The 19355-nt window shown below is 62.8% G+C and carries 18 protein-coding genes and 1 pseudogene; 11 read left to right on the forward strand and 8 right to left on the reverse strand.

The window, feature by feature from the left end; translation table 11 throughout:
• Positions 1 to 113 precede the first annotated feature (113 nt).
• The gene (locus ACEWPM_RS00005) at positions 114 to 1715 is read left to right on the forward strand and encodes an ATP-binding protein (protein ID WP_393964161.1); all 1602 of its coding nucleotides are present in this window, start codon (positions 114 to 116) and stop codon (positions 1713 to 1715) included.
• Between the two features lie 146 nt (positions 1716 to 1861).
• On the opposite strand, the pseudogene tnpC reads toward ACEWPM_RS00005, so the two are convergent.
• From tnpC to ACEWPM_RS00020, 3 genes and pseudogenes are all read right to left on the reverse strand, one after another.
• Positions 1862 to 2968: pseudogene (tnpC, locus tag ACEWPM_RS00010) on the reverse strand (IS66 family transposase).
• A 233-nt stretch (positions 2969 to 3201) separates the two neighbouring features.
• A complete protein-coding gene (locus ACEWPM_RS00015) occupies positions 3202 to 3393 on the reverse strand; it encodes a transposase (protein WP_393960445.1) in 192 nt (63 codons plus the stop codon).
• A gap of 90 nt (positions 3394 to 3483) precedes the next feature.
• A complete protein-coding gene (locus ACEWPM_RS00020; RefSeq protein WP_393960446.1) occupies positions 3484 to 4122 on the reverse strand; it encodes a sulfotransferase family protein in 639 nt (212 codons plus the stop codon).
• 192 nt (positions 4123 to 4314) lie between these two features.
• Here ACEWPM_RS00020 and recA point away from each other — a divergent pair, with 192 nt between their 5' ends.
• The 4 genes from recA (at position 4315) to ACEWPM_RS00040 (ending at position 9129) form a co-directional block, all read left to right on the forward strand.
• Entirely contained in the window at positions 4315 to 5397 is a 1083-nt protein-coding gene (recA, locus tag ACEWPM_RS00025; RefSeq protein WP_393960447.1) for a recombinase RecA, read from the forward strand.
• Positions 5398 to 5535: 138 nt separating this feature from the next.
• Positions 5536 to 8199, forward strand: coding sequence for an alanine--tRNA ligase (alaS, locus tag ACEWPM_RS00030; RefSeq protein ID WP_393960448.1), 2664 nt, complete (start codon positions 5536 to 5538; stop codon positions 8197 to 8199).
• 3 nt (positions 8200 to 8202) lie between these two features.
• A complete protein-coding gene (locus ACEWPM_RS00035; RefSeq protein WP_393960449.1) occupies positions 8203 to 8490 on the forward strand; it encodes a DUF1330 domain-containing protein in 288 nt (95 codons plus the stop codon).
• An 87-nt stretch (positions 8491 to 8577) separates the two neighbouring features.
• Positions 8578 to 9129 carry a histidine phosphatase family protein gene (locus tag ACEWPM_RS00040; RefSeq protein WP_393960450.1) on the forward strand — a complete coding sequence of 184 codons (552 nt, stop codon included), beginning with the start codon at positions 8578 to 8580 and terminating at the stop codon, positions 9127 to 9129.
• A 3-nt stretch (positions 9130 to 9132) separates the two neighbouring features.
• Here the strand turns inward: ACEWPM_RS00040 and typA are convergent, their stop codons facing one another.
• The 3 genes from typA to ACEWPM_RS00055 all read right to left on the reverse strand — a co-directional run bounded on the left by typA (position 9133) and on the right by ACEWPM_RS00055 (position 12539).
• Positions 9133 to 10953: a translational GTPase TypA gene (gene typA / locus ACEWPM_RS00045; RefSeq protein WP_393960451.1), complete on the reverse strand. Its 1821-nt coding sequence runs from the start codon at positions 10951 to 10953 to the stop codon at positions 9133 to 9135.
• A gap of 111 nt (positions 10954 to 11064) precedes the next feature.
• Positions 11065 to 11958 (reverse strand): GNAT family N-acetyltransferase, encoded by an 894-nt coding sequence (locus ACEWPM_RS00050; RefSeq protein WP_393960452.1) that lies wholly within the window; start codon positions 11956 to 11958, stop codon positions 11065 to 11067.
• 59 nt (positions 11959 to 12017) lie between these two features.
• The gene (locus ACEWPM_RS00055; RefSeq protein WP_393960453.1) at positions 12018 to 12539 is read right to left on the reverse strand and encodes a single-stranded DNA-binding protein; all 522 of its coding nucleotides are present in this window, start codon (positions 12537 to 12539) and stop codon (positions 12018 to 12020) included.
• A 181-nt stretch (positions 12540 to 12720) separates the two neighbouring features.
• On the opposite strand from ACEWPM_RS00055, the gene ACEWPM_RS00060 reads away from it, so the two are divergent.
• Positions 12721 to 13305 carry a lytic transglycosylase domain-containing protein gene (locus ACEWPM_RS00060; protein WP_393960454.1) on the forward strand — a complete coding sequence of 195 codons (585 nt, stop codon included), beginning with the start codon at positions 12721 to 12723 and terminating at the stop codon, positions 13303 to 13305.
• 6 nt (positions 13306 to 13311) lie between these two features.
• Here the strand turns inward: ACEWPM_RS00060 and ACEWPM_RS00065 are convergent, their stop codons facing one another.
• Complete coding sequence (locus ACEWPM_RS00065) at positions 13312 to 14103, reverse strand: AraC family transcriptional regulator (protein ID WP_393960455.1); 792 nt, start codon at positions 14101 to 14103, stop codon at positions 13312 to 13314.
• A gap of 93 nt (positions 14104 to 14196) precedes the next feature.
• On the reverse strand, positions 14197 to 15066 hold the full coding sequence (gene miaA / locus ACEWPM_RS00070) for a tRNA (adenosine(37)-N6)-dimethylallyltransferase MiaA (RefSeq protein WP_393960456.1): 870 nt from the start codon (positions 15064 to 15066) through the stop codon (positions 14197 to 14199).
• 168 nt (positions 15067 to 15234) lie between these two features.
• On the opposite strand from miaA, the gene pyrH reads away from it, so the two are divergent.
• From pyrH to dxr, 5 genes are all read left to right on the forward strand, one after another.
• Positions 15235 to 15966: a UMP kinase gene (gene pyrH / locus ACEWPM_RS00075; protein WP_393960457.1), complete on the forward strand. Its 732-nt coding sequence runs from the start codon at positions 15235 to 15237 to the stop codon at positions 15964 to 15966.
• Between the two features lie 84 nt (positions 15967 to 16050).
• Positions 16051 to 16614 (forward strand): ribosome recycling factor, encoded by a 564-nt coding sequence (frr, locus tag ACEWPM_RS00080; RefSeq protein WP_393960458.1) that lies wholly within the window; start codon positions 16051 to 16053, stop codon positions 16612 to 16614.
• Positions 16614 to 17372 carry a polyprenyl diphosphate synthase gene (gene uppS, locus ACEWPM_RS00085; protein ID WP_393960459.1) on the forward strand — a complete coding sequence of 253 codons (759 nt, stop codon included), beginning with the start codon at positions 16614 to 16616 and terminating at the stop codon, positions 17370 to 17372. Before frr ends, uppS begins: the two co-directional genes overlap by 1 nt.
• The gene (locus ACEWPM_RS00090; RefSeq protein ID WP_393960460.1) at positions 17372 to 18154 is read left to right on the forward strand and encodes a phosphatidate cytidylyltransferase; all 783 of its coding nucleotides are present in this window, start codon (positions 17372 to 17374) and stop codon (positions 18152 to 18154) included. The genes uppS and ACEWPM_RS00090 overlap by 1 nt, the downstream gene beginning before the upstream one ends.
• Positions 18151 to 19320 carry a 1-deoxy-D-xylulose-5-phosphate reductoisomerase gene (dxr, locus tag ACEWPM_RS00095; RefSeq protein WP_393960461.1) on the forward strand — a complete coding sequence of 390 codons (1170 nt, stop codon included), beginning with the start codon at positions 18151 to 18153 and terminating at the stop codon, positions 19318 to 19320. The genes ACEWPM_RS00090 and dxr overlap by 4 nt, the downstream gene beginning before the upstream one ends.
• Positions 19321 to 19355 lie beyond the last annotated feature (35 nt).

The raw sequence follows: 19355 nt of genomic DNA on the forward strand, positions 1-19355 counted from the left end.
ATCCAAATTTATCAGGGGGGTCACTTTTGGACGCCGATCACCCCAATACAGGGGTCAAAGTTGCATGCTGATCCACACGCATCTGCGCCAAATTGCCGCTCAGATCTGGCCAGATGAACGATATCAGCACGCAAACCGGCGTTCAGTCCTGCCTCGTGGTCGAACTTGAGGGAATTGCCGGGCGACGCGAGGTATTCATCATGCCAGGCATCGCCGCCACCGAGCGCCCCTCCGATGGGTGGACGTTCTTCGATGAACTGCCGGTGCCCTTGCTGAAACTGACGCGCGGCGGAGCGATCGATCTCTGCAACCGGCCTGCAAGTGAATTGCTAGGATGTGCCGATTGGTCGGGCAAGCAAATTACCGACCTGCTGGAAGGATTGGGCCGGTCCATACCCGATTGGCTGGAAGATGCGGCCTTGGCGCGCGGCAGTGTACATTCCGAATTCCTCCGCGTGCGCCGGGCGGACGAGGAGGTGTTCATCCAGGTGACGCTCAATCGGGCCACCGAAGAAGGAGAGACGGTCTTGATCGCGGTTTTGAATGACGCGACAGAGCTGAAGTCTCTTGAGGCGCAGTTTGTACAATCCCAAAAGATGCAGGCGATCGGCCAGCTTGCGGGCGGCGTTGCACATGATTTCAACAATCTTTTGACTGCGATTTCCGGTCACTGCGATCTTTTGCTGCTGCGGCATGACCAAGGCGATTCCGACTACGGCGATTTGCTGCAGATCGCGCAAAATGCGAACCGTGCGGCTTCCCTCGTTAATCAGTTGCTCGCCTATTCCCGCAAACAAACACTGCGCCCCGAGGTCATGGATCTGCGAGATGCGATGTCAGATCTGACGCATCTGCTCAATAGATTGGTTGGCGAGAAGGTTCTCCTGTCCCTGAACCACGATCCCACGCTTTGGTCCATCCGTGCAGACAAGCGCCAAGTTGAGCAAGTCATCATGAATTTGGTCGTCAACGCACGGGACGCAATGTCGTCGGGCGGCGAGATCAGGATCGAGACCAAAAATGTTACATTGGACAAACCGATGCATCGCGACCGCGCGGTTGTTTCGCCCGGAAGATGGGTCAGGATTAGCGTCTCCGACGACGGAACGGGAATCCCGCCGGACCGTTTGCAGAAAGTGTTCGAGCCATTTTTCACAACCAAGCGGACGGGTGAGGGGACTGGGCTGGGCCTGTCGACAGCCTACGGAATTGTCAAGCAGACCGGTGGTTTCATCTTCGTCGACAGTGAGCGCGATGTCGGGACGACTTTTTTCCTGATGTTCCCGGCTCATGAGAGCGTTGCGCTGCCGGTAGAGGCCGAAAAGCGGCTGGTCATGGATTCCGCGCCGGCGGAAGGTATCGTGCTGCTGGTCGAGGATGAGGCGCCTGTGCGGGCCTTCGCCTCGCGTGCTCTGCAGATGCGCGGCTTCACGGTTCTCGAGGCCGAATCCGCCGAAGAGGCTTTGGAAATCCTCGCCGATGCTAGCGTATCCGTTGATGTTTTCGTGACAGACGTCGTCATGCCCGGGATGGATGGGCCAAGCTGGGTCCAAAAAGCGCTGATAGACAGGCCCGAAGCCCGCGTGGTCTTTGTTTCTGGATATGCTGAAGAGGATTTTGGAGACACGCAGTCTCGCATCCCGAACTCGGTTTTTCTTCCCAAGCCTTTTTCTCTTACCGACCTGACGGATATCGTGCAGCGGCAACTTGAGTAGACCTTCTGAGGCCGCATATCGCAGGCAATTAGCCAAGTGACGATCAGATGGGTTGTCGGAAAAGACCGCGGCGGTTCTGGGTGAAGACCAGATGAATCAGCGGCTGACACCTGGTAGAGTAAGCGTCGTCTGCGGCCCGCTCGGGATCATCTTGACGGCGAGACGGTCCATGGCAAGAGGTCGTCGATCCTGCTTTGCGGATGGCCGGCGGCGATGGCCTCGATGGCGGCCTTGAGATAGGCGAAGGGCTCGACACCGTTGATCTTCGCGGTCTCGATGAGCGATGCGATGCGATGCGGCCCCAGGCCCGCCCGCCTTCGTCATGTCCGGCGAACAATGCGTTCTTCCTGTTCAGAGCGATCGGCCGGATCAGGTTCTCGACGCTATTCGAGTCGAGTTCGACCCGCCCGTCCTGCAGGAAGGTTTGCAATTCGTGCCACTGGCAATGGATATAGGCGAGCTTCTCTCTCAAACGCGACTTGGCGGAGATGCGCAGGCGCTGTTGTTGCAGCCATTCACCGAACTCAGCCACGAGGGGTGCGGTGCGCACCTGGCGGGCCGGGAGGCGCTGTCCCGGAGCCGCGCCGCGGATGTCTGCCTCGACCTTGTAGAGCTCGGCAATCCGGCGCAGCCCCTCGGCGGCGATCTGGGAGCCATCTGGGAGCCGTCGCGGGCGAACACCTCCTTCAGCTTGCGCCGCGCGTGCGCCCAGCAATGCGCCACGCGGACCGGATCGCCACCTTTGCGAGCGGGACGCGTCAGGCGGTTGTAACCCTGGTAGCATTGAGCTGCAGGATGCCGTCAACGGTGACGATCACCCGCAGCTGCGCGGGCACGATTTCCAGCCGCTCGGCGCGATCCTCGCCGATCTTGTGCATTTGCCCGCAACCACAAGGGCACAGCAGGCTGTCCGGTTCGATCACGCGCTCGATGCGCGGCAGGTCCTCGGGCAGGTTGCCCCGGTTGCCCCGGTTGCGCCGGTTGCGCCGGGCCGCACGCCGGGGTCGGCGCTCGGAAGGTGCCAGCGCATCCTGCTTCGCCTCAACTTCGGCAATCGCCCTCTCGAGATCCTCGAAAGCCAGTTGCCGGTCATCTTCGCCAAGCTTCTCGGAGCCTTTGCCGTGAACCGCGTGGTTGAGCTCGGCGACCAGAGGCTCGAGGCGCTTGTTGGCCTCCTTCAGCACATCCCGCTCGCGCAGCACCGCGGCGACAGCTTCACGCTGCGCCTCGGGGATGTGGGACGGGATCATCATGATGACGCCCCGAGCGCAAGCACGATCTCGGCAATCCGTACCGCCGGGGTATCGGCGGCGAGTTCGATCGCCACGTCACCGAAGATCAGCCGCAGCTTGTCATCTGGTTGCGGGGAAGGTTCCGGCGCTTGCGGCGGTTCCGGGTCGCACAACACCAGCGGCGCGAAGGTCGTCGGGTCGGCCGCCGTCTCGGCGGCGGGCAGGACCAGCTTGCCCCGCTTGGCCAGGCATCGTCACGCGGAAAGCTGGTTCGGCTTCACTCCGTAACGCCCGGCTACGGCGTTGACCATTGCCCTCGGTTCCAGCGTCTGCGCGACGGCCTGCGCCTTTACCGCTGGCCATCGTCGATGCCCGCTCTCGAAAGTCTCAACCCCGAGCGATCTGAGAAACGCAGTCTGAGCATCCATTGCGAAACGCACTCCCATCAAAAGATGGGTACCACCTCGCAGGCCACGCCGGGGCGAGCAACGTGTGGCTCAGCCACCGCTTGCCTGGTAGAGAACACGTCGCCGGAATCATCCGACGGGAGATGCAACTGGCTTGGGGGTGTAGGAACCGTCTGGCTGAATGCTGTCATACAATTCGAAATCAGGCGCGTACTTTCTGGTGAGGACGGCCATTGTTTCGGCCGAGAGATCGAGTCGCTTTGATCGGGATGTGTTGATTCGGTCTGTTTCAACTCGCTTGCCCAGGCGCTGCTCAAGATACGATATAAGGGAACCCTGATCTTCATATCGGAAAAGATGCGTCGCCGATGTGCCATTTCGCTGCGGCTGCAGGAACTTGGATTGCGAGCCGACATTGGCAAACTGTGGCTGGGTGCCCTGGACATAAGCCCGGACGAATTCATCAAAACTGATCCCTTCGGTACTGGTGGCCTTGCCTGAAAGAAATGACCGCTGTCGATAGCGATACCAACTGCCCAACCAGTCGATCGGTGCGCGCATCACGGCGATAACATGAAGATCCTCGCCGATGAACTTTTCAAGCGCCGGTCTGAAAAACCGATTGTATCGGAAAACCGGCGCATGTTTCAGCTCGGGTGGGTCGCTCACGATCATCGACGCTTGCGGGCCAAGCGCGGCCTGCCACGCGGTCGTGCCGGTCTTAGGCACGGATAAAAACACCAGTTTCTGCTTGGAAAAGACCAACATACCGCTTTGTGCCACCTCATATTGACCTCACAGGCCGACGTTAACAGTTCTTCAACAGTTCTGGTTAAAAGTGAATACATGAACATTTGACTTGAAATGTTCGCCATTTGTCTGCATCTAGGTGAGAACAAGAGGCGAACAAACGCAGCGATTGCCGGTAGAGGCATGGTGTGAAATAAGGATGCGAACGCAATGGCAACGGCAGATCTTTTGAGCATGGACAACAAGAAGAGCGCAGACAAGCAAAAGGCCCTGGACAGTGCGCTTGCGCAGATCGAGCGTCAGTTCGGTAAGGGCTCGATCATGAAGCTGGGGGATAACCCCATCACGGATATGGAATCCACGTCAACCGGGTCGCTGGGGCTCGATATTGCCTTGGGTATTGGCGGTATTCCCAAGGGGCGGATCGTCGAAATTTATGGTCCCGAGAGTTCTGGCAAGACGACGCTGACACTGCATTGCGTCGCCGAAGAGCAGAAGAAGGGCGGCGTTTGCGCCTTTGTCGATGCCGAGCACGCGCTGGATCCGCAATATGCGCGCAAACTGGGTGTCGATCTGGACGAATTGTTGATCTCGCAGCCTGATACGGGTGAGCAGGCGCTTGAGATCGTAGATACGCTTGTGCGGTCCGGCGCGGTCAGCATGGTCGTGGTCGACTCGGTGGCGGCGCTTACGCCGAAATCCGAACTCGAGGGTGATATGGGCGACAGCAGCGTCGGCGTGCATGCCCGTCTGATGAGTCAGGCAATGCGCAAGCTGACCGGTTCGATCAGCCGCACGAAATGCACGGTCATTTTCATCAATCAGATCCGCATGAAGATCGGCGTCATGTTCGGCAGTCCTGAGACGACGACGGGTGGTAACGCGCTGAAATTCTACAGCTCGGTCCGGCTGGATATTCGCCGCATCGGTGCCCTCAAGGATCGCGATGAAGTTGTCGGAAACGCGACGCGGGTCAAGGTCGTCAAGAACAAGGTCGCCCCTCCGTTCAAGCAGGTCGAATTCGACATCATGTATGGCGAAGGCATCAGCAAGATGGGCGAGATCCTGGATCTGGGCGTCAAGGCCGGCGTTGTGGAGAAATCCGGTAGCTGGTTCAGCTACGGCGATGAGCGGATTGGACAAGGGCGCGAAAACGCCAAGACCTTTCTCAGGGAAAACAGCAAGATGGCGCTGGAAATCGAGGACAAGATTCGCGCCGCGCATGGGCTGGATTTCGATATGACCGCCTCCGGCGATGAAGGCGGGGACAATGACGATCTGATGGAGGCGTAGCCGCCTCCGGATTGAAAGCTGAAGGCCCGGCGGCATCTGCGCGCCGGGCTTTTTTCTTGCGGTGGACAGGGCGGGCAGGGGCGGATAATCAATGCGACGCCCGACCCGTCTGAAATCATCCTTGAAACGAGGCCCCGCATGCCGACGCTGAACGACATCCGCTCGACTTTTTTGAGTTATTTCGACCGAAATGATCACCGCATTGTCGATAGCTCGCCCCTGGTGCCGCGTAACGATCCGACACTCATGTTTACCAATTCGGGGATGGTTCAGTTCAAGAACCTCTTTACTGGCGTGGAAAAGCGCGACTATGTCCGCGCCACCACCAGTCAGAAATGTGTGCGAGCGGGCGGCAAGCACAATGACCTGGACAATGTCGGCTACACGGCGCGCCATCATACCTTCTTCGAGATGATGGGAAATTTCAGCTTTGGCGATTATTTCAAGGATGACGCCATCCGCTTTGCTTGGGAGCTGCTGACGCGCGATTTCGGCATCGACAAGTCCAAGCTGCTGGTCACCGTTTACCATACCGATGACGAGGCCGCGAATATCTGGAAAAAGGTTGCAGGCCTTTCGGATGACCGCATCATTCGCATCGCGACCGATGACAACTTCTGGTCCATGGGGGCGACCGGTCCTTGCGGGCCATGCTCGGAAATCTTCTACGATCATGGCCCAGAGATCTGGGGCGGCCCTCCGGGCAGCGCCGAGGAGGATGGCGACCGGTTCATTGAGATATGGAACCTTGTTTTCATGCAGAACGAGCGGTTCGAGGATGGAACGCAGCGCGATCTGGACATGCAGTCGATCGATACCGGCATGGGGCTGGAGCGGATCGGCGCGCTCTTGCAAGGCAAGCATGATAATTACGACACCGACCTTATGCGCGCGCTCATCGAGGCCAGCGCCCATGCGACCAGCACCGATGCGGATGGGCCGGGCAATGTGCATCACCGCGTGATCGCCGATCACCTGCGTTCGACCTCTTTCTTGATGGCTGACGGCGTGATGCCGTCGAACGAGGGGCGAGGATACGTGCTGCGGCGGATCATGCGGCGCGCGATGCGGCACGCGCATCTGCTGGGGGCGAAGGATCCGGTGATGCACCGCCTTGTGCCGGCGCTGGTGGGTCAGATGGGTCAGGCCTTCCCGGAGTTGGGCCGCGCGCAGGGGATGATCGAGGAGATGCTGCGGCTGGAGGAGACACGTTTCAAGCAGACGCTGGAGCGGGGGCTTGGCCTACTGGACGATGCGCTGAACACTCTGGATGAGGGCGCGGATCTGCCGGGCGAGACGGCTTTCAAGCTCTATGACACGTTCGGATTCCCCCTGGATCTGACGCAGGACGCGCTGCGCGAGAAGGGCCGGAACGTGGATACCGAGGGCTTCGATGCGGCCATGGCCGAGCAGAAGGCCAAGGCGCGCGCCGCTTGGGCGGGCACGGGCGAGGCGGTCGATCAGGCGGTATGGTTCGATATCGCAGAGTCCAGCGGCGTGACCGATTTCCTGGGATATGACACGGAAGAGGCTGAGGCACAAATCGTCGCACTGGTGCGCGATGGGGCACAAACGGACAACGCGGGCGAGGGCGATGCGGTGCAGATCGTGCTGAACCAGACGCCGTTCTATGCCGAGTCCGGCGGCCAGGTGGGCGACAGCGGCGTGTTGCGCTGCGAGGGCGGTGAGGCGCGTATCACGGACACTCGCAAGGTGGCCGGCGTGTTCATTCATTTTGCCGAGGTGACCAAGGGTGAGCTGACCAAAGGCGCCGCCGCGCAGCTGGAGGTCGATCATGGGCGCCGCAGTGCGATCCGGGCAAATCATTCGGCGACGCACCTCCTGCATGAGGCGCTGCGCGAGACGCTGGGCAATCATGTTGCGCAGCGCGGCAGTCTCAATGCAGATGACCGCCTGCGCTTTGATTTCAGCCACACCAAGGCGCTGACGGCAGATGAGCTGGCTCGGATTGAGGCCGATGTGAACGCCTATATTCGGCAGAATGCACCGGTGCAGACGCGCATTATGACGCCGGACGAGGCGCGCGCGCTGGGGGCGCAGGCGCTGTTCGGTGAGAAATACGGCGACGAGGTGCGCGTGGTTTCCATGGGACGCAAGGACGGCTCTGAGCGCGGCGCCGATGGCGCGACCTACTCAATCGAGCTTTGCGGCGGCACGCATGTCCGCAGTACGGGCGATATCGGCCTCTTCGTCCTCCTTGGCGATGCCGCCTCCAGCGCCGGTGTACGGCGGATCGAGGCCCTGACGGGCGAGGCGGCGTTGCGCCATCTGGGCGGTCATTCCAAGGCCCTGACCGAAATCGCGGGCGCGCTGAAAGTGCGGCCCGATGGCGCGCAATCCCGCGTGCAGGCCCTGCTGGATGAGCGCCGCGCGCTGGTGCAGGAGGTTGCGCAGCTGCGGCGCGATCTGGCCATGTCCGGCGGCGCCGGAAGTGGCGGCGAGGCCGAGATCGAAGAGATTGGCGGCACGCGGCTGATCGCGCAAGTTCTCAGCGGTGTTGCGGGCAAGGAGTTACCCGGCCTGATCGACCAGATGAAGACGCGGATAGAGAGCGGTGCAGTCTTGTTGATCGCGGATACGGGTGGCAAAGCCGCTGTGGCCGCGGGCGTGACCGATGACAAGACCGGCACGCTATCGGCGGTTGACATCGTGCGCGCCGCCGTGGCCGAGTTGGGCGGCAAAGGCGGCGGTGGCCGGCCCGATCTGGCACAGGGCGGAGGGGTTAACGCTGCTAATTCCAGCGCCGCGATCGACGCCGTGCGCGCTCTCTTGAAAGGATAGATCATGCCTGCACTCTGGATTGCCCATGTCTCGGTCAAGGACGAGGAGGCCTATGGCCGCTACGCTGCATTGGCCGGGCCTGCTGTGGCCAAGCATGGTGGCAAGTTCATCGCGCGGGGCGGGCGGTTCGTTCAGCTTGAGGGCAAGGAGCGGCCGCGCAATGTGGTGGCGAAGTTCGACAGCGTCGAGGCTGCCGAAGCCTGCTATCACTCGCCCGAATACCAGGAGGCTCTCGGCCATGCGCGCAATGCGTCCGAGCGGGAATTGCTGATCGTTGAAACCGACGAATAGACGCGCAACGCCGGTGCGGGGCCTTTCGTCTCGCAGAACTGGACCTTCCGCTGCTTTCTCCTACCTCACATCGTGTAGGAAAACGTCATGCGTATCTGGGTATTGCCTCTTGTTTTGATCTGCCTGCCGGGGCTTGGTGCCGCGCAGGATGCCACTTTGCTGGATCGGCCGGGCGCCGTTTGGTTGATGCGGCATGCGCTGGCACCCGGCACGGGCGATCCCGCAGCGTTCATGCTTGGCGATTGCACCACCCAGCGCAATCTGAGCGCCGACGGGCGCGATCAAGCGCGCCGGATCGGTGCAGCATTGCGCCACGCTGATATACGGCCAACGCATATCTTTACAAGCGAATGGTGCCGCGCGCGAGAGACCGCCGATCGTTTGGGCCTTGGCGACGTCACGCCGCTTCCGGCGCTCAACTCGCATTTTGCGGGACGAGGCGATCAGGCCGCCCAGGCGGGCGCGGTTATGCGGGTTTTGGCGGAGCTACCCGAGAACGCACGGCCCCTACTGGTCACACATCAGGTGAATATCAGCGCGCTCAGCGGAACCTACGCGCGCTCGGGTGAGATCGTGGTGACCACCCGCGACGAAAACGGCCAGCTTGCCGAAGCTGGCCGTTTTCTGATCGAACCCTGAGGATCAGGCGCTTTTGGACGCGCGCTTGCGCTCATGCGGGTCCAGATGCCGCTTGCGCAGACGAATCGCGTTGGGCGTGACCTCGACCAACTCGTCATCGTCGATATAGGCAATGGCCTGCTCAAGGCTCATCTCGACCGGTGTCGTCAGGCGCACGGCCTCATCGGTGCCGGAGGCGCGCACGTTGGTCAGCTTCTTGCCCTTCAGCGGGTTCACCTCAAGATCGTTCTCGCGGCTATGCTCGCCGATGATCATGCCGGTATAGATCTTGGCTTGCGGGCCGATGAACATTTTGCCGCGATCCTCAAGGTTCCACAGCGCATAGGCGACTGATTCGCCGTTTTCCATCGAGATCAATACGCCCGCCCGGCGGCCCGGGATCGGCCCCTTATGCGGCGCCCAGCTATGGAAAACGCGGTTGAGAACGCCGGTGCCGCGCGTGTCGGTCAGGAACTCGCCGTGATAGCCGATCAGGCCGCGGGACGGGACATGCGCGATGATGCGCGTCTTGCCGGCGCCCGCGGGCTTCATCTCGGTCAGATCGCCCTTGCGGGGGCCGGTCAGCTTTTCGATCACGGCGCCGGAATATTCGTCATCGACGTCGATCGTGACCTCTTCGATGGGCTCCAGACGCTCGCCATTCTCGCCCTCGCGCATGACGACCTGTGGGCGCGAAATGCTGAGCTCGAAGCCTTCACGACGCATATTCTCGATCAGAACGCCCATCTGCAGTTCGCCGCGGCCCGCGACCTCGAAGGCCTCGCCGCCGGGCGTATCCTTGACCTTGATGGCGACGTTCGATTCCGCCTCCTTCATCAGGCGGTCGCGGATGACGCGGCTTTGCACCTTCTTGCCATCGCGGCCCGCGAGGGGGCTGTCATTGATGCCGAACGTGACGGTGATGGTGGGCGGGTCGATGGGACGCGCCTCCAGCGGCTCGTCCACGGCCAGCGCGCAGATCGTGTCGGCCACGGTGGCCTTGGACATGCCTGCGAGGCTGACGATATCGCCCGCCTGCGCCTCTTCGATGTCTTGGGAGGCGAGGCCCCGGAACGCCTGAATGCGCGTCACGCGAAACTGCTCGATCTTCTGGCCGATGCGCGAAAGCGCCTGCACGGTCGCGCCCACCTTCAGCTTTCCCGATTCCACGCGGCCAGTCAAAAGGCGGCCGACGAAAGGGTCGGCACCCAGTGTCGTGGCCAGCATGCGGAAATCATCATCCTGATGCTTGACCTGCTTGGGGGCGGGGACGTGGTTAACAATCAACTCGAACAGCGCGGTCAGATCCTTGCGCGGCCCGTCGAGCTGATGATCGGCCCAGCCGGAGCGGCCAGAGGCATACATATGCGGAAAATCCAGCTGGTCGTCATCCGCGCCGAGGTTGGCAAAAAGGTCAAAGCACTCGTCGAGCGCGCGATCCGGCTCGGCATCAGGCTTGTCGACCTTGTTCAGCACGACAATGGGGCGCAATCCGAGGGCGAGCGCCTTGGACGTGACAAACTTGGTCTGCGGCATCGGGCCTTCGGCGGCGTCGACCAGAAGGACGACACCATCGACCATGGAGAGGATACGCTCCACCTCACCGCCGAAATCGGCGTGGCCGGGCGTGTCGACAATGTTGATGCGCTTGCCCTTCCATTCGACCGAGGTCGGCTTGGCAAAGATGGTGATGCCGCGCTCACGCTCGAGGTCGTTGCTGTCCATCGCACGCTCATCCACGGCCTGGTTGGCGCGGAAAGCGCCCGATTGCTTGAGCAATTCGTCGACCAGCGTGGTTTTGCCGTGGTCAACGTGGGCGATGATCGCGATATTGCGAAGGTCCATTCGAGTAAATCCTTGGGGTTTTTTTCAGCGCCCTATAGGCTGCGCGCCCGTTTGACCAGAGCAAAGAGGGTTTCGGACGGATATCGGCGGGCCTCTGTTGCGCTGCGCGGGTCAAAGGCGCAGCCGTGTCGGGCCCAGCTCGCGACCAGCCGCCCCTGTGCCCAGCTTGAAGCGGGCGATGCCGGGCGTCTGCGCGGCGTCGGTGCGGCCAAGGTCGAGGGCGCTATACCCCGACTGCGCCAGCAGGCAGGAGGCGCGCCATAGCAGCAGGGTATGCGCATTCAGGGCGCGTCCGCACGCGCCCGTCCAGCCGATGTGATAGGTGGCCATGTCCGAATGCAGCAGCATCAGCATGAAGGCGATGGGCGCGCCTGCGTCTTCCGCAATCAGCATCAGGCTATCGCGCGGGGCGAGCGTGGCCCACTTGGACGTGAAGTCGGGCGGCAGGGCGGCATAGCGGCGCGCGCGGCGCTGTGCCTCTTCGTTCTGCAGAAAGGGCGCATCGCAGGCCATGTCGAGAGGGCGTGCGATCACCCGGAGGCCCGCCGCCTCGGCGCGCTTCAAACGGTTGCGCCATTTCCCATCCAAGGCCGCGCGGCGGGATGCCTCGTCAGGGCGAAGATCTAGCTGAGCCATCTGCACGCCCTTCGAGACGGGGACGCCAAGGCGCGGCCCCGAGGTGTCCGCGCTGCTCGCCCAAAGCGCGCGCCATGGCGCGGCGCGGGGCAGGGCTGTGACCAGTTCGGCACGTTGATCGCGGGAGGCCGCCGGGTCCCAAACCGGACCACGCGGGAGCCACGCGAGGCGCAGCGGGCCCGCCCGGCGTAGATAGATGCGCGCGCGGCCCAGGAGCGTGCCGTCTCCGCGCATTTGGGCAAGCATGGAGGCGCAGCCGAACTCGCGAAGAACGGATGCATAGATGCCGGATTGCTGAAGGGGGGTGCCGGGCAGATCGCAGCCGCAAGAGGGATCGACGAAATCGATCTGGAGAGAGTTGGATGGCATGGGCGCCAGTAAGCGGCGCCCATGCCTAAGATAGGGTTAATGCCTCTGCGGCGCGCCGCTCAGAACGGGATTTCGTCGTCGAAATCGCGTGAGGGGGAACTGCCCCCGCTGCCCCCGCCGCCCGAGGGGCCGCCGCGATCATCAGGTCCGCCATAGCCGCCATCATTGCCGCCGTAGCCTCCGCCACCGCCGCCGGAATAGCCTCCGCCACCACCGCCGCCGCCGCCGTCGCGACCGTCAAGCATGGTCAAGGTGCCATTGAAACCTTGCAAGACGATTTCGGTGGAATAGCGGTCCTGGCCCGATTGATCTTGCCATTTGCGCGTCTGAAGCTGCCCCTCGATATAAACTTTAGAGCCCTTCTTGAGGTATTGCTCGGCGATACGCACGAGGCCTTCGTTGAAGATGGCGACCGAGTGCCACTCGGTCTTCTCGCGCCGCTCGCCAGTGCTTTTGTCCTTCCAGGTCTCGGAGGTGGCGATGCGCAGGTTGCACACCTTGCCGCCATTCTGGAACGTGCGGACTTCGGGATCGCGGCCCAGATTGCCGATGATGATGACTTTGTTAACCGACCCGGCCATGCGCGTCCTCCTGCTAGGGCTTGGAATTTGACTCCGTGTTACATCACCCAATGAGGGTTAATGCCAGCCTAAAAATGGCGCGGTTGCCGCCGCGTTCCCGCGGCAACTGGCGTGCGAGACTGGAAATCCGCGGCGGAATCGGTTAACCCCACTGCATCAGGGACGGAAAAGAGATTTCACCATGAAGACATTTCTTGGAACGGCACTGGCATTTTCGGTCATTGCACAGCTCGGCCATGCCCAGGTCATCTCGACGAAAAGCCGAGGGAATCTCTTCAAATCGCAGACCAGCGTTCTGGATACCCGCGCGGCGTCGCAATACAAGGCATCGGTGCGCCTGCAGCCGGCCAAGATCAACACGCCGACCAAATGGAGCGCGGCCAAGGCCTATTCCGGCAGCTATCGCGGCGAGTTCTTGAGCATGGCCAAGGAGGCCGCGCGCAAGCATTCCGTGCCCGAGGATCTTTTTCTGCGCCTTGTGCAGCAGGAAAGCGGATGGAAGCCAACTGCGCTTAGCCACAAGGGGGCCATCGGTCTGGCGCAGCTCATGCCGGGCACGGCCGCCGTGCTACGTGTCGATCCGCATGATCCGCGCCAGAACCTTGAAGGCGGCGCGCGCTATCTTGCGATGCAGTATCGCGAATTCGGCTCGTGGCGGCTGGCGCTGGCGGCGTATAACGCGGGGCCGGGGGCGGTCAAGAAATACGGCGATGTGCCGCCCTACGAGGAAACCACCAATTACGTGCGCGTCATCTGGGGCAGCTGAGACGGCTTAGCTCTTTTGAGCGCGGCGGCGCAGCTCGGAAGGGCTGATGCCCGTGTGCTGTGTGATGAAGCGCGAGAAGTACGCGGCGCTTCTGAAACCCAGTTGCGCCGCGACGTGGCGCACAGCGTCGTCCCCGTCCTCCAGCATTTCGCGCGCCCTGTGCAGGATGCGCTGCACGAGCAGATCGGCGGCGGTCAGCCCGCAGCAGGCCTTGCAACTGCGGGTCAGATGCGTGGGCGTCACGCCCAGATCGCGCGCATAGGCGGCCATGGGCTGACCGGTGGCAAAGTCCTGTTCGAGCAGCGCGGCATAGGCCGTGATCAGGCGCTGCGCTGCCGTGGGGCGCGGCGCGGGCTCCTGTCCGATGAGGGCGCGGCGCAGCCAGACGGTGACCATGATCGCCAGCGCCTCGGCCGCCTCATCCGCAAAGGGGCGGTCCTGACTTGCCTCGCGGGTCATCGCGTCGAGCAGAGATGTCAGCTCCGCCTGTTGCTGCACCTCGCGGATGCGCAGATGCTCGGGCATGTCGGGCATCAGGGCTGGGCCGCCCGGCGGTATCAGGCAGACCTGACCATAGCAGGCCGGCCCGATGTCCAATGAAAAGAGCGTACCCGCCGGCACTGCCAGCGCATTATGCGCGCCGACGCCACGCCGCACGCCGCCCACGGTAGCACGGGCCTGGCCACGCGTGACCCAGATCAGCGCATGGGAGGTTTGACTATGCGGCAGGTTGAGCCGCCATGGCGCGCCCCGCGACCATTGAGCGAGCGTCATCAATCTGGGAGCACTGTCAGTCACGCGGGCGATCCTTTTGATCGGAATCATGCAACTTCATTGCTCGCATGGCGCGGCGAATATGGCAAATGATCGTAAATTGTAAATTTGGCTGTTTCAGGGCAGAGTGATGCGCTGCCAGGCACCCATGCGGGCGCGAAACCAAGTGCGCTGCCGCTTGGCAAACTGGCGCGTGGCGATTGTCGCAGCAGTCGTGGCCTCCGGCAGGGACATGTCGCCGCGCAAATAGGCGGCCAGTTCCGGCGCTCCGATGGCTTTGGCGCTTTGACGCAAGGCGGGACGATGCATGTTGGCGCGCACCTCGTCCAGCGCGCCCGTCTCGACCATCGCCTCCATCCGGCGGGCGATACGAGCATTCAGCCAATCGCGATCCGCATCCAGCAAAAGAGCGTGGCAGTCGACCAGCGGCAAGAGCGGCGGCGGCGTTGCATCCTGCCACTCGGCCAGACCGCGGCCGGTGGCGCGCTGCACCTCCCAGGCGCGCTGCACGCGCATCGGGTTCTGCAGATCGACGCGGGCCCTGGTGGCGGTGTCCAGCGCTGCGATCATCTGCGCCAGATGCCCGTTCAGCCGCAGCGCGTCAGCCTCGCTACGAACCTCGGCGGGTGTGGGCGGAATTTCGGCCAGCCCCTCGGTCAGCGCGGTAAAGTAAAGCCCGGTGCCGCCCACGATGATGGGCCGCGCGCCGCTCAGCAGCGGCGCGGCCTCGCGCAGCCAGTGACCGACGGAATAATCGGCCTCCTGAGGGACATGCCCATAAAGCGCATGGGGTGCGCGCGCCTCATCCTCGGGCGAGGGGCGGGCCGTCAGGATGCGCCAGCCGTCATAGACCTGCATGGAATCGGCATTGATGATCCGGCCGCCCAGACGCTCGGCGATATCGAGCGCGAGTGCGGATTTGCCGGAGGCTGTCGGCCCGGCGATCAAAACGGGACGGTCCCGCGATATGTCGAGATGGCGCAGCATGGCCGTCTTCTAGCGCGGGCGCGGTCCACTGGCGAGGCCTTGCGCGGCGTTTTGGCGCCGGACCCGCTGCGCCCACGCTTTATGCGATTGAACATTGCCGCCTTTTGCGACATTTTGCCCGCCAGACAGCCCCAGCCATTCAGGCAGCCACAAAGACGGAGCCACCCCATGCCCGAGAGCGACACCCCCAAGACGACCTTTCGGCGCGTATTGCTGAAAATCTCGGGGGAGGCGTTGATGGGGGACACCGCCTATGGCCTGCACCCGCCAACGGTCGAACGCATCGCGCGCGAGGTCAAGGTGGTCCATGACATGGGCGTCGAGATCTGCATGGTCATCGGCGGCGGCAACATCTTTCGCGGGCTGCAAGGGTCCGCCCAGGGGATGGAGCGGACGACCGCGGATTACATGGGCATGCTGGCCACGGTGATGAACGCGCTGGCGATGCAATCGGCGCTGGAGAAGCTGGGCGTTTACTGCCGGGTGATCAGCGCTATCCGCATGGATGAGGTGGCCGAGCCCTATATCCGCCGCCGCGCGGTGCGCCACCTGGAGAAAAAGCGTGTGTGCATTTTTGCCGCAGGCACCGGCAACCCTTATTTCACCACCGATACCGCAGCGACCCTGCGCGCCAATGAAATGGCCTGCGAGGCGATCCTGAAGGGTACCAAGGTGGACGGCGTCTACGACAAGGATCCAGTGACAAACCCCGATGCCGTGCGCTATGACCGTGTCACTTATGACGACGTTCTGGCCAAGCACCTGAAGGTCATGGATGCCAGCGCCATCGCGCTGGCGCGTGACAACAACCTGCCCATCATCGTGTTCTCGCTGGACGAGCCGGGAGGGTTCAAGGGCATCCTGGCGGGTGAGGGCACCTACACGACCGTTCACGCCTGAGGGCAAAGCGCCCGCGACACTCGCGGGCATTTTAAATGACGCCCGCGCCTGCGGGTTCGATAGAGTGCAAGAGGATACTTCACCATGGCCGATGATATCGAAATCGACACAGCCGATCTGGAACGGCGGATGGAGGGCGCGATCGCCTCGCTCAAGACCGAATTCGCGTCCCTGCGTACGGGCCGCGCCTCGGCCTCGATGCTGGAGCCGGTGATGGTCGACGCCTACGGCGCGCAAACTCCGATCAATCAGGTCGGAACCGTCAACGTGCCCGAGCCGCGCATGGTGACCATCAACGTTTGGGACAAGGGTCTGGTCAACAAGGTGGAGAAGGCCATCCGCGAGAGCGGCCTTGGCATCAATCCGCAGATGAACGGCACCATCATCATGCTGCCCATCCCCGAACTGAACGAAGAGCGCCGGCGCGAGCTGACCAAGGTGGCCTCGAATTATGCCGAGCATGCCCGCGTTGCCGTGCGCAACGTGCGCCGCGACGGCATGGACCAGATCAAGAAGGCCAAGAATGACGGCATGTCCGAGGATGACCAGAAATTCTGGGAGACCGAGGTGCAGGATCTGACCAACAAGTTCATCGCCCGCGTCGACGATACGCTCGAGACCAAGCAGGCGGAGATCATGCAGGTTTGATGTTCGGGCGCAGCGGCACAGTCGATACCGGGCCGAAGGCTCCGACCACTGATGCGGCTCGCGGGCCGCGTCATGTTGCTGTCATCATGGACGGTAATGGCCGATGGGCGCAGGCGCGCGGTCGCCCGCGTCTGTTTGGACACCATGCGGGCGCCAAGCGCGTGCGCGAAATCGTCAATGCCTGTCCCGACCTGGGTGTCAAGTATCTGACGGTGTTTGCCTTTTCGACCGAGAACTGGAAGCGTACGCAGACCGAAGTCGCGGGCCTGATGAGCCTCTTTCGCCGTTACATCGCCAAGGAGGCGCGCGCGCTGCGTGACGAGGGCGTGCGCGTGCGGTTCATTGGCGACCGGGTCCGACTGGATGCCAAGCTGATCGCGCTGATGGACGAGTTGGAAGAGATCACCGAAGGCAATGACCGCGTCCATCTGACCATTGCGCTGAATTACGGCAGCCGCGACGAGGTGAGCCGCGCGATCAAGGATCTGGCCGGCGATGTGGCCGCAGGCAAGTTGAGCCCAGACGAGGTGGATGAGGAAACCCTGACCCGTTATCTCGATACGCGCGTTTTGCCCGATCCGGATCTGGTCATACGCACATCAGGAGAGGCGCGGATTTCGAACTTCCTGCTATGGCAATCGGCCTATGCAGAGTACGAATTCGTAGACACGCTCTGGCCTGACTTCACCAAAGAAATCTTCGCCGGCATCGTCAGCGCCTATGGCGTGCGCGACCGGCGCTATGGAGGGACCCGCTGATGGCGCGCACGGAACGCTGGGCGGATTTGAACGTGCGCCTGATCTCGGCGGCGGTCATGATTGTCATCGGAGCGGTCGAGGTCTGGCTGGGCGGTGCGCCCTTCCTGGTGGCGATCTGGGTGCTGGGCGGGCTCATGGTGTGGGAATTGGCGCGGATGCTGGGCGGACATGCCTGGGCGCCGGGTATGGGCATCATCGCGGGCGTCTCACTGGGACTGGCTTGGCTGGTGCCCGTGTGGATCGCGCTGCCGGGCCTTGTCGCCATCGCCATCTTCGGCGCGTGGCAACTGGCCGCGCGGCGGGTTCTCTTCGGCAGTTTCGCCGCAGCGACCTTGCTGGCCTGCCATGCAGCCGTTCTCTTGCGCATTGAGGCTGGGATGGGCTGGCTGCTATGGGTCGTCTGCGTGGTCGTCGCCACGGATGTGGCGGGCTACATGGCCGGCCGCTCGCTGGGTGGGCCGAAGTTCTGGCCCGCGATCAGCCCCAAGAAAACCTGGAGCGGCACGATAGCCGGGTGGTTGGCGGCAGCTCTGACGGGGCTTGCCTTCGGTATTTACTTTGGAGTCGGATCGGGCCTGATGCTGGTCTCGCTGGTCCTTTCGGTCGCCGGGCAGGTGGGTGACATCTGGGAAAGCTGGATCAAGCGGCGCGTCGGCGTCAAGGACAGCTCGAACCTCATTCCCGGCCATGGCGGCGTCCTGGACCGCTTTGACGCGATGCTGGGCGCGACCTTGGTGACGGGCGTGCTGTGGCTCTTTGGACTGCTGCCGGGGATCGCATGAGGCGTGTCAGTATTCTGGGGGCAACAGGCTCGATCGGGCAGAACACGCTTGACCTGATCCGCCGCGCTCCGGACGATTTTCAGGTCGTGGCGCTGACCGGGGGGCAGAACATTGCCCAACTGGCAAAAGACGCGCGGGAGTTTTGCGCGGACCTGGCGGTGACCGCAGATCCCGCGCGGCTGTACGATCTGCGCGCGGCGCTTGCGGGCAGCGATGTGCGCGCTGCGGCGGGCGAGGCGGCGCTGATCGAGGCGGCCGAGCTGCCTGCCGACTGGATCATGTCGGCCATCGTCGGCGCCGCGGGCCTTGCGCCGGGCCTTGCCGCGCTGGGGCATGGTGGCACTTTGGCGCTGGCCAACAAGGAATCGCTGGTGGCCGCCGGTCCGCTGATGATGGCGACCGCCGCCGCGCATGGCGCGCGCATCCTGCCCGTCGACAGCGAGCATTCGGCCATCTTTCAGGCGCTGGTGGGCGAGGATCCGGCTGCGGTCAATCGCGTCGTGATCACCGCCTCGGGCGGGGCGTTCCGGGATCGCCCGCTGAGCGATCTGGCGCATGTGACGGTGGCAGAAGCGTCGCAGCATCCCAATTGGGACATGGGCCAGCGGATCACGATCGACTCCGCCTCGATGTTCAACAAGGCGTTGGAAGTCATTGAGGCCAAGGAGTTTTTCGGTATCTATCCGGATCAGATCGAAGTGCTGGTACATCCACAATCTACCATTCACGCCTTGGTCGGGTTCGTCGATGGCGCGCTGATGGCCCATGTCGGCCCGCCCGATATGCGCCACGCCATCGGCTATGCGCTGCACTGGCCCGAGCGGCGCGCGCTGCCGATCGAGCGGCTGGATCTGGCGGCGTTGGGCCGTCTCGATTTCGCTAATCCCGATCCGGCGCGATATCCGGCGCTGGACCTCGCGCGGCAGGTGATGGCAGCGGGCGGTCACGCGGGCGCGGTCTTCAATGCCGCCAAGGAGCGTGCGCTGGATCACTTCATCGCCGGGCGCACCGGTTTTCTTCAAATGAGCGATCTTGTGGCGCGAACGCTTGATGAGGTCGGCGGCAGCGATGGCGGTGTCACGGGCTGCAACGAGATCACGCTTGAAAGCGTCGGACACTGGGACCACCTTACACGACAACATATAGACCGGCTGGTCGCCGCTTGAGGGCAGGCGAGGCAGATGGCACAGGCAGAATAGGA

This window comes from Roseovarius maritimus (genome assembly GCF_043355895.2).
Taxonomy (GTDB): Bacteria; Pseudomonadota; Alphaproteobacteria; order Rhodobacterales; family Rhodobacteraceae; genus Roseovarius; species Roseovarius maritimus.

Bases quoted from the DNA above. Each gene is read 5' to 3' on its own strand.
- ACEWPM_RS00005 (WP_393964161.1), top strand. From the start codon at position 114: ATGAACGATATCAGCACGCAAACCGGCGTTCAGTCCTGCCTCGTGGTC.
- ACEWPM_RS00015 (WP_393960445.1), bottom strand. From the start codon at position 3,393: ATGGGAGTGCGTTTCGCAATGGATGCTCAGACTGCGTTTCTCAGATCG.
- ACEWPM_RS00020 (WP_393960446.1), bottom strand. From the start codon at position 4,122: ATGTTGGTCTTTTCCAAGCAGAAACTGGTGTTTTTATCCGTGCCTAAG.
- recA (WP_393960447.1), top strand. From the start codon at position 4,315: ATGGCAACGGCAGATCTTTTGAGCATGGACAACAAGAAGAGCGCAGAC.
- alaS (WP_393960448.1), top strand. From the start codon at position 5,536: ATGCCGACGCTGAACGACATCCGCTCGACTTTTTTGAGTTATTTCGAC.
- ACEWPM_RS00035 (WP_393960449.1), top strand. From the start codon at position 8,203: ATGCCTGCACTCTGGATTGCCCATGTCTCGGTCAAGGACGAGGAGGCC.
- ACEWPM_RS00040 (WP_393960450.1), top strand. From the start codon at position 8,578: ATGCGTATCTGGGTATTGCCTCTTGTTTTGATCTGCCTGCCGGGGCTT.
- typA (WP_393960451.1), bottom strand. From the start codon at position 10,953: ATGGACCTTCGCAATATCGCGATCATCGCCCACGTTGACCACGGCAAA.
- ACEWPM_RS00050 (WP_393960452.1), bottom strand. From the start codon at position 11,958: ATGCCATCCAACTCTCTCCAGATCGATTTCGTCGATCCCTCTTGCGGC.
- ACEWPM_RS00055 (WP_393960453.1), bottom strand. From the start codon at position 12,539: ATGGCCGGGTCGGTTAACAAAGTCATCATCATCGGCAATCTGGGCCGC.
- ACEWPM_RS00060 (WP_393960454.1), top strand. From the start codon at position 12,721: ATGAAGACATTTCTTGGAACGGCACTGGCATTTTCGGTCATTGCACAG.
- miaA (WP_393960456.1), bottom strand. From the start codon at position 15,066: ATGCTGCGCCATCTCGACATATCGCGGGACCGTCCCGTTTTGATCGCC.
- pyrH (WP_393960457.1), top strand. From the start codon at position 15,235: ATGCCCGAGAGCGACACCCCCAAGACGACCTTTCGGCGCGTATTGCTG.
- frr (WP_393960458.1), top strand. From the start codon at position 16,051: ATGGCCGATGATATCGAAATCGACACAGCCGATCTGGAACGGCGGATG.
- uppS (WP_393960459.1), top strand. From the start codon at position 16,614: ATGTTCGGGCGCAGCGGCACAGTCGATACCGGGCCGAAGGCTCCGACC.
- ACEWPM_RS00090 (WP_393960460.1), top strand. From the start codon at position 17,372: ATGGCGCGCACGGAACGCTGGGCGGATTTGAACGTGCGCCTGATCTCG.
- dxr (WP_393960461.1), top strand. From the start codon at position 18,151: ATGAGGCGTGTCAGTATTCTGGGGGCAACAGGCTCGATCGGGCAGAAC.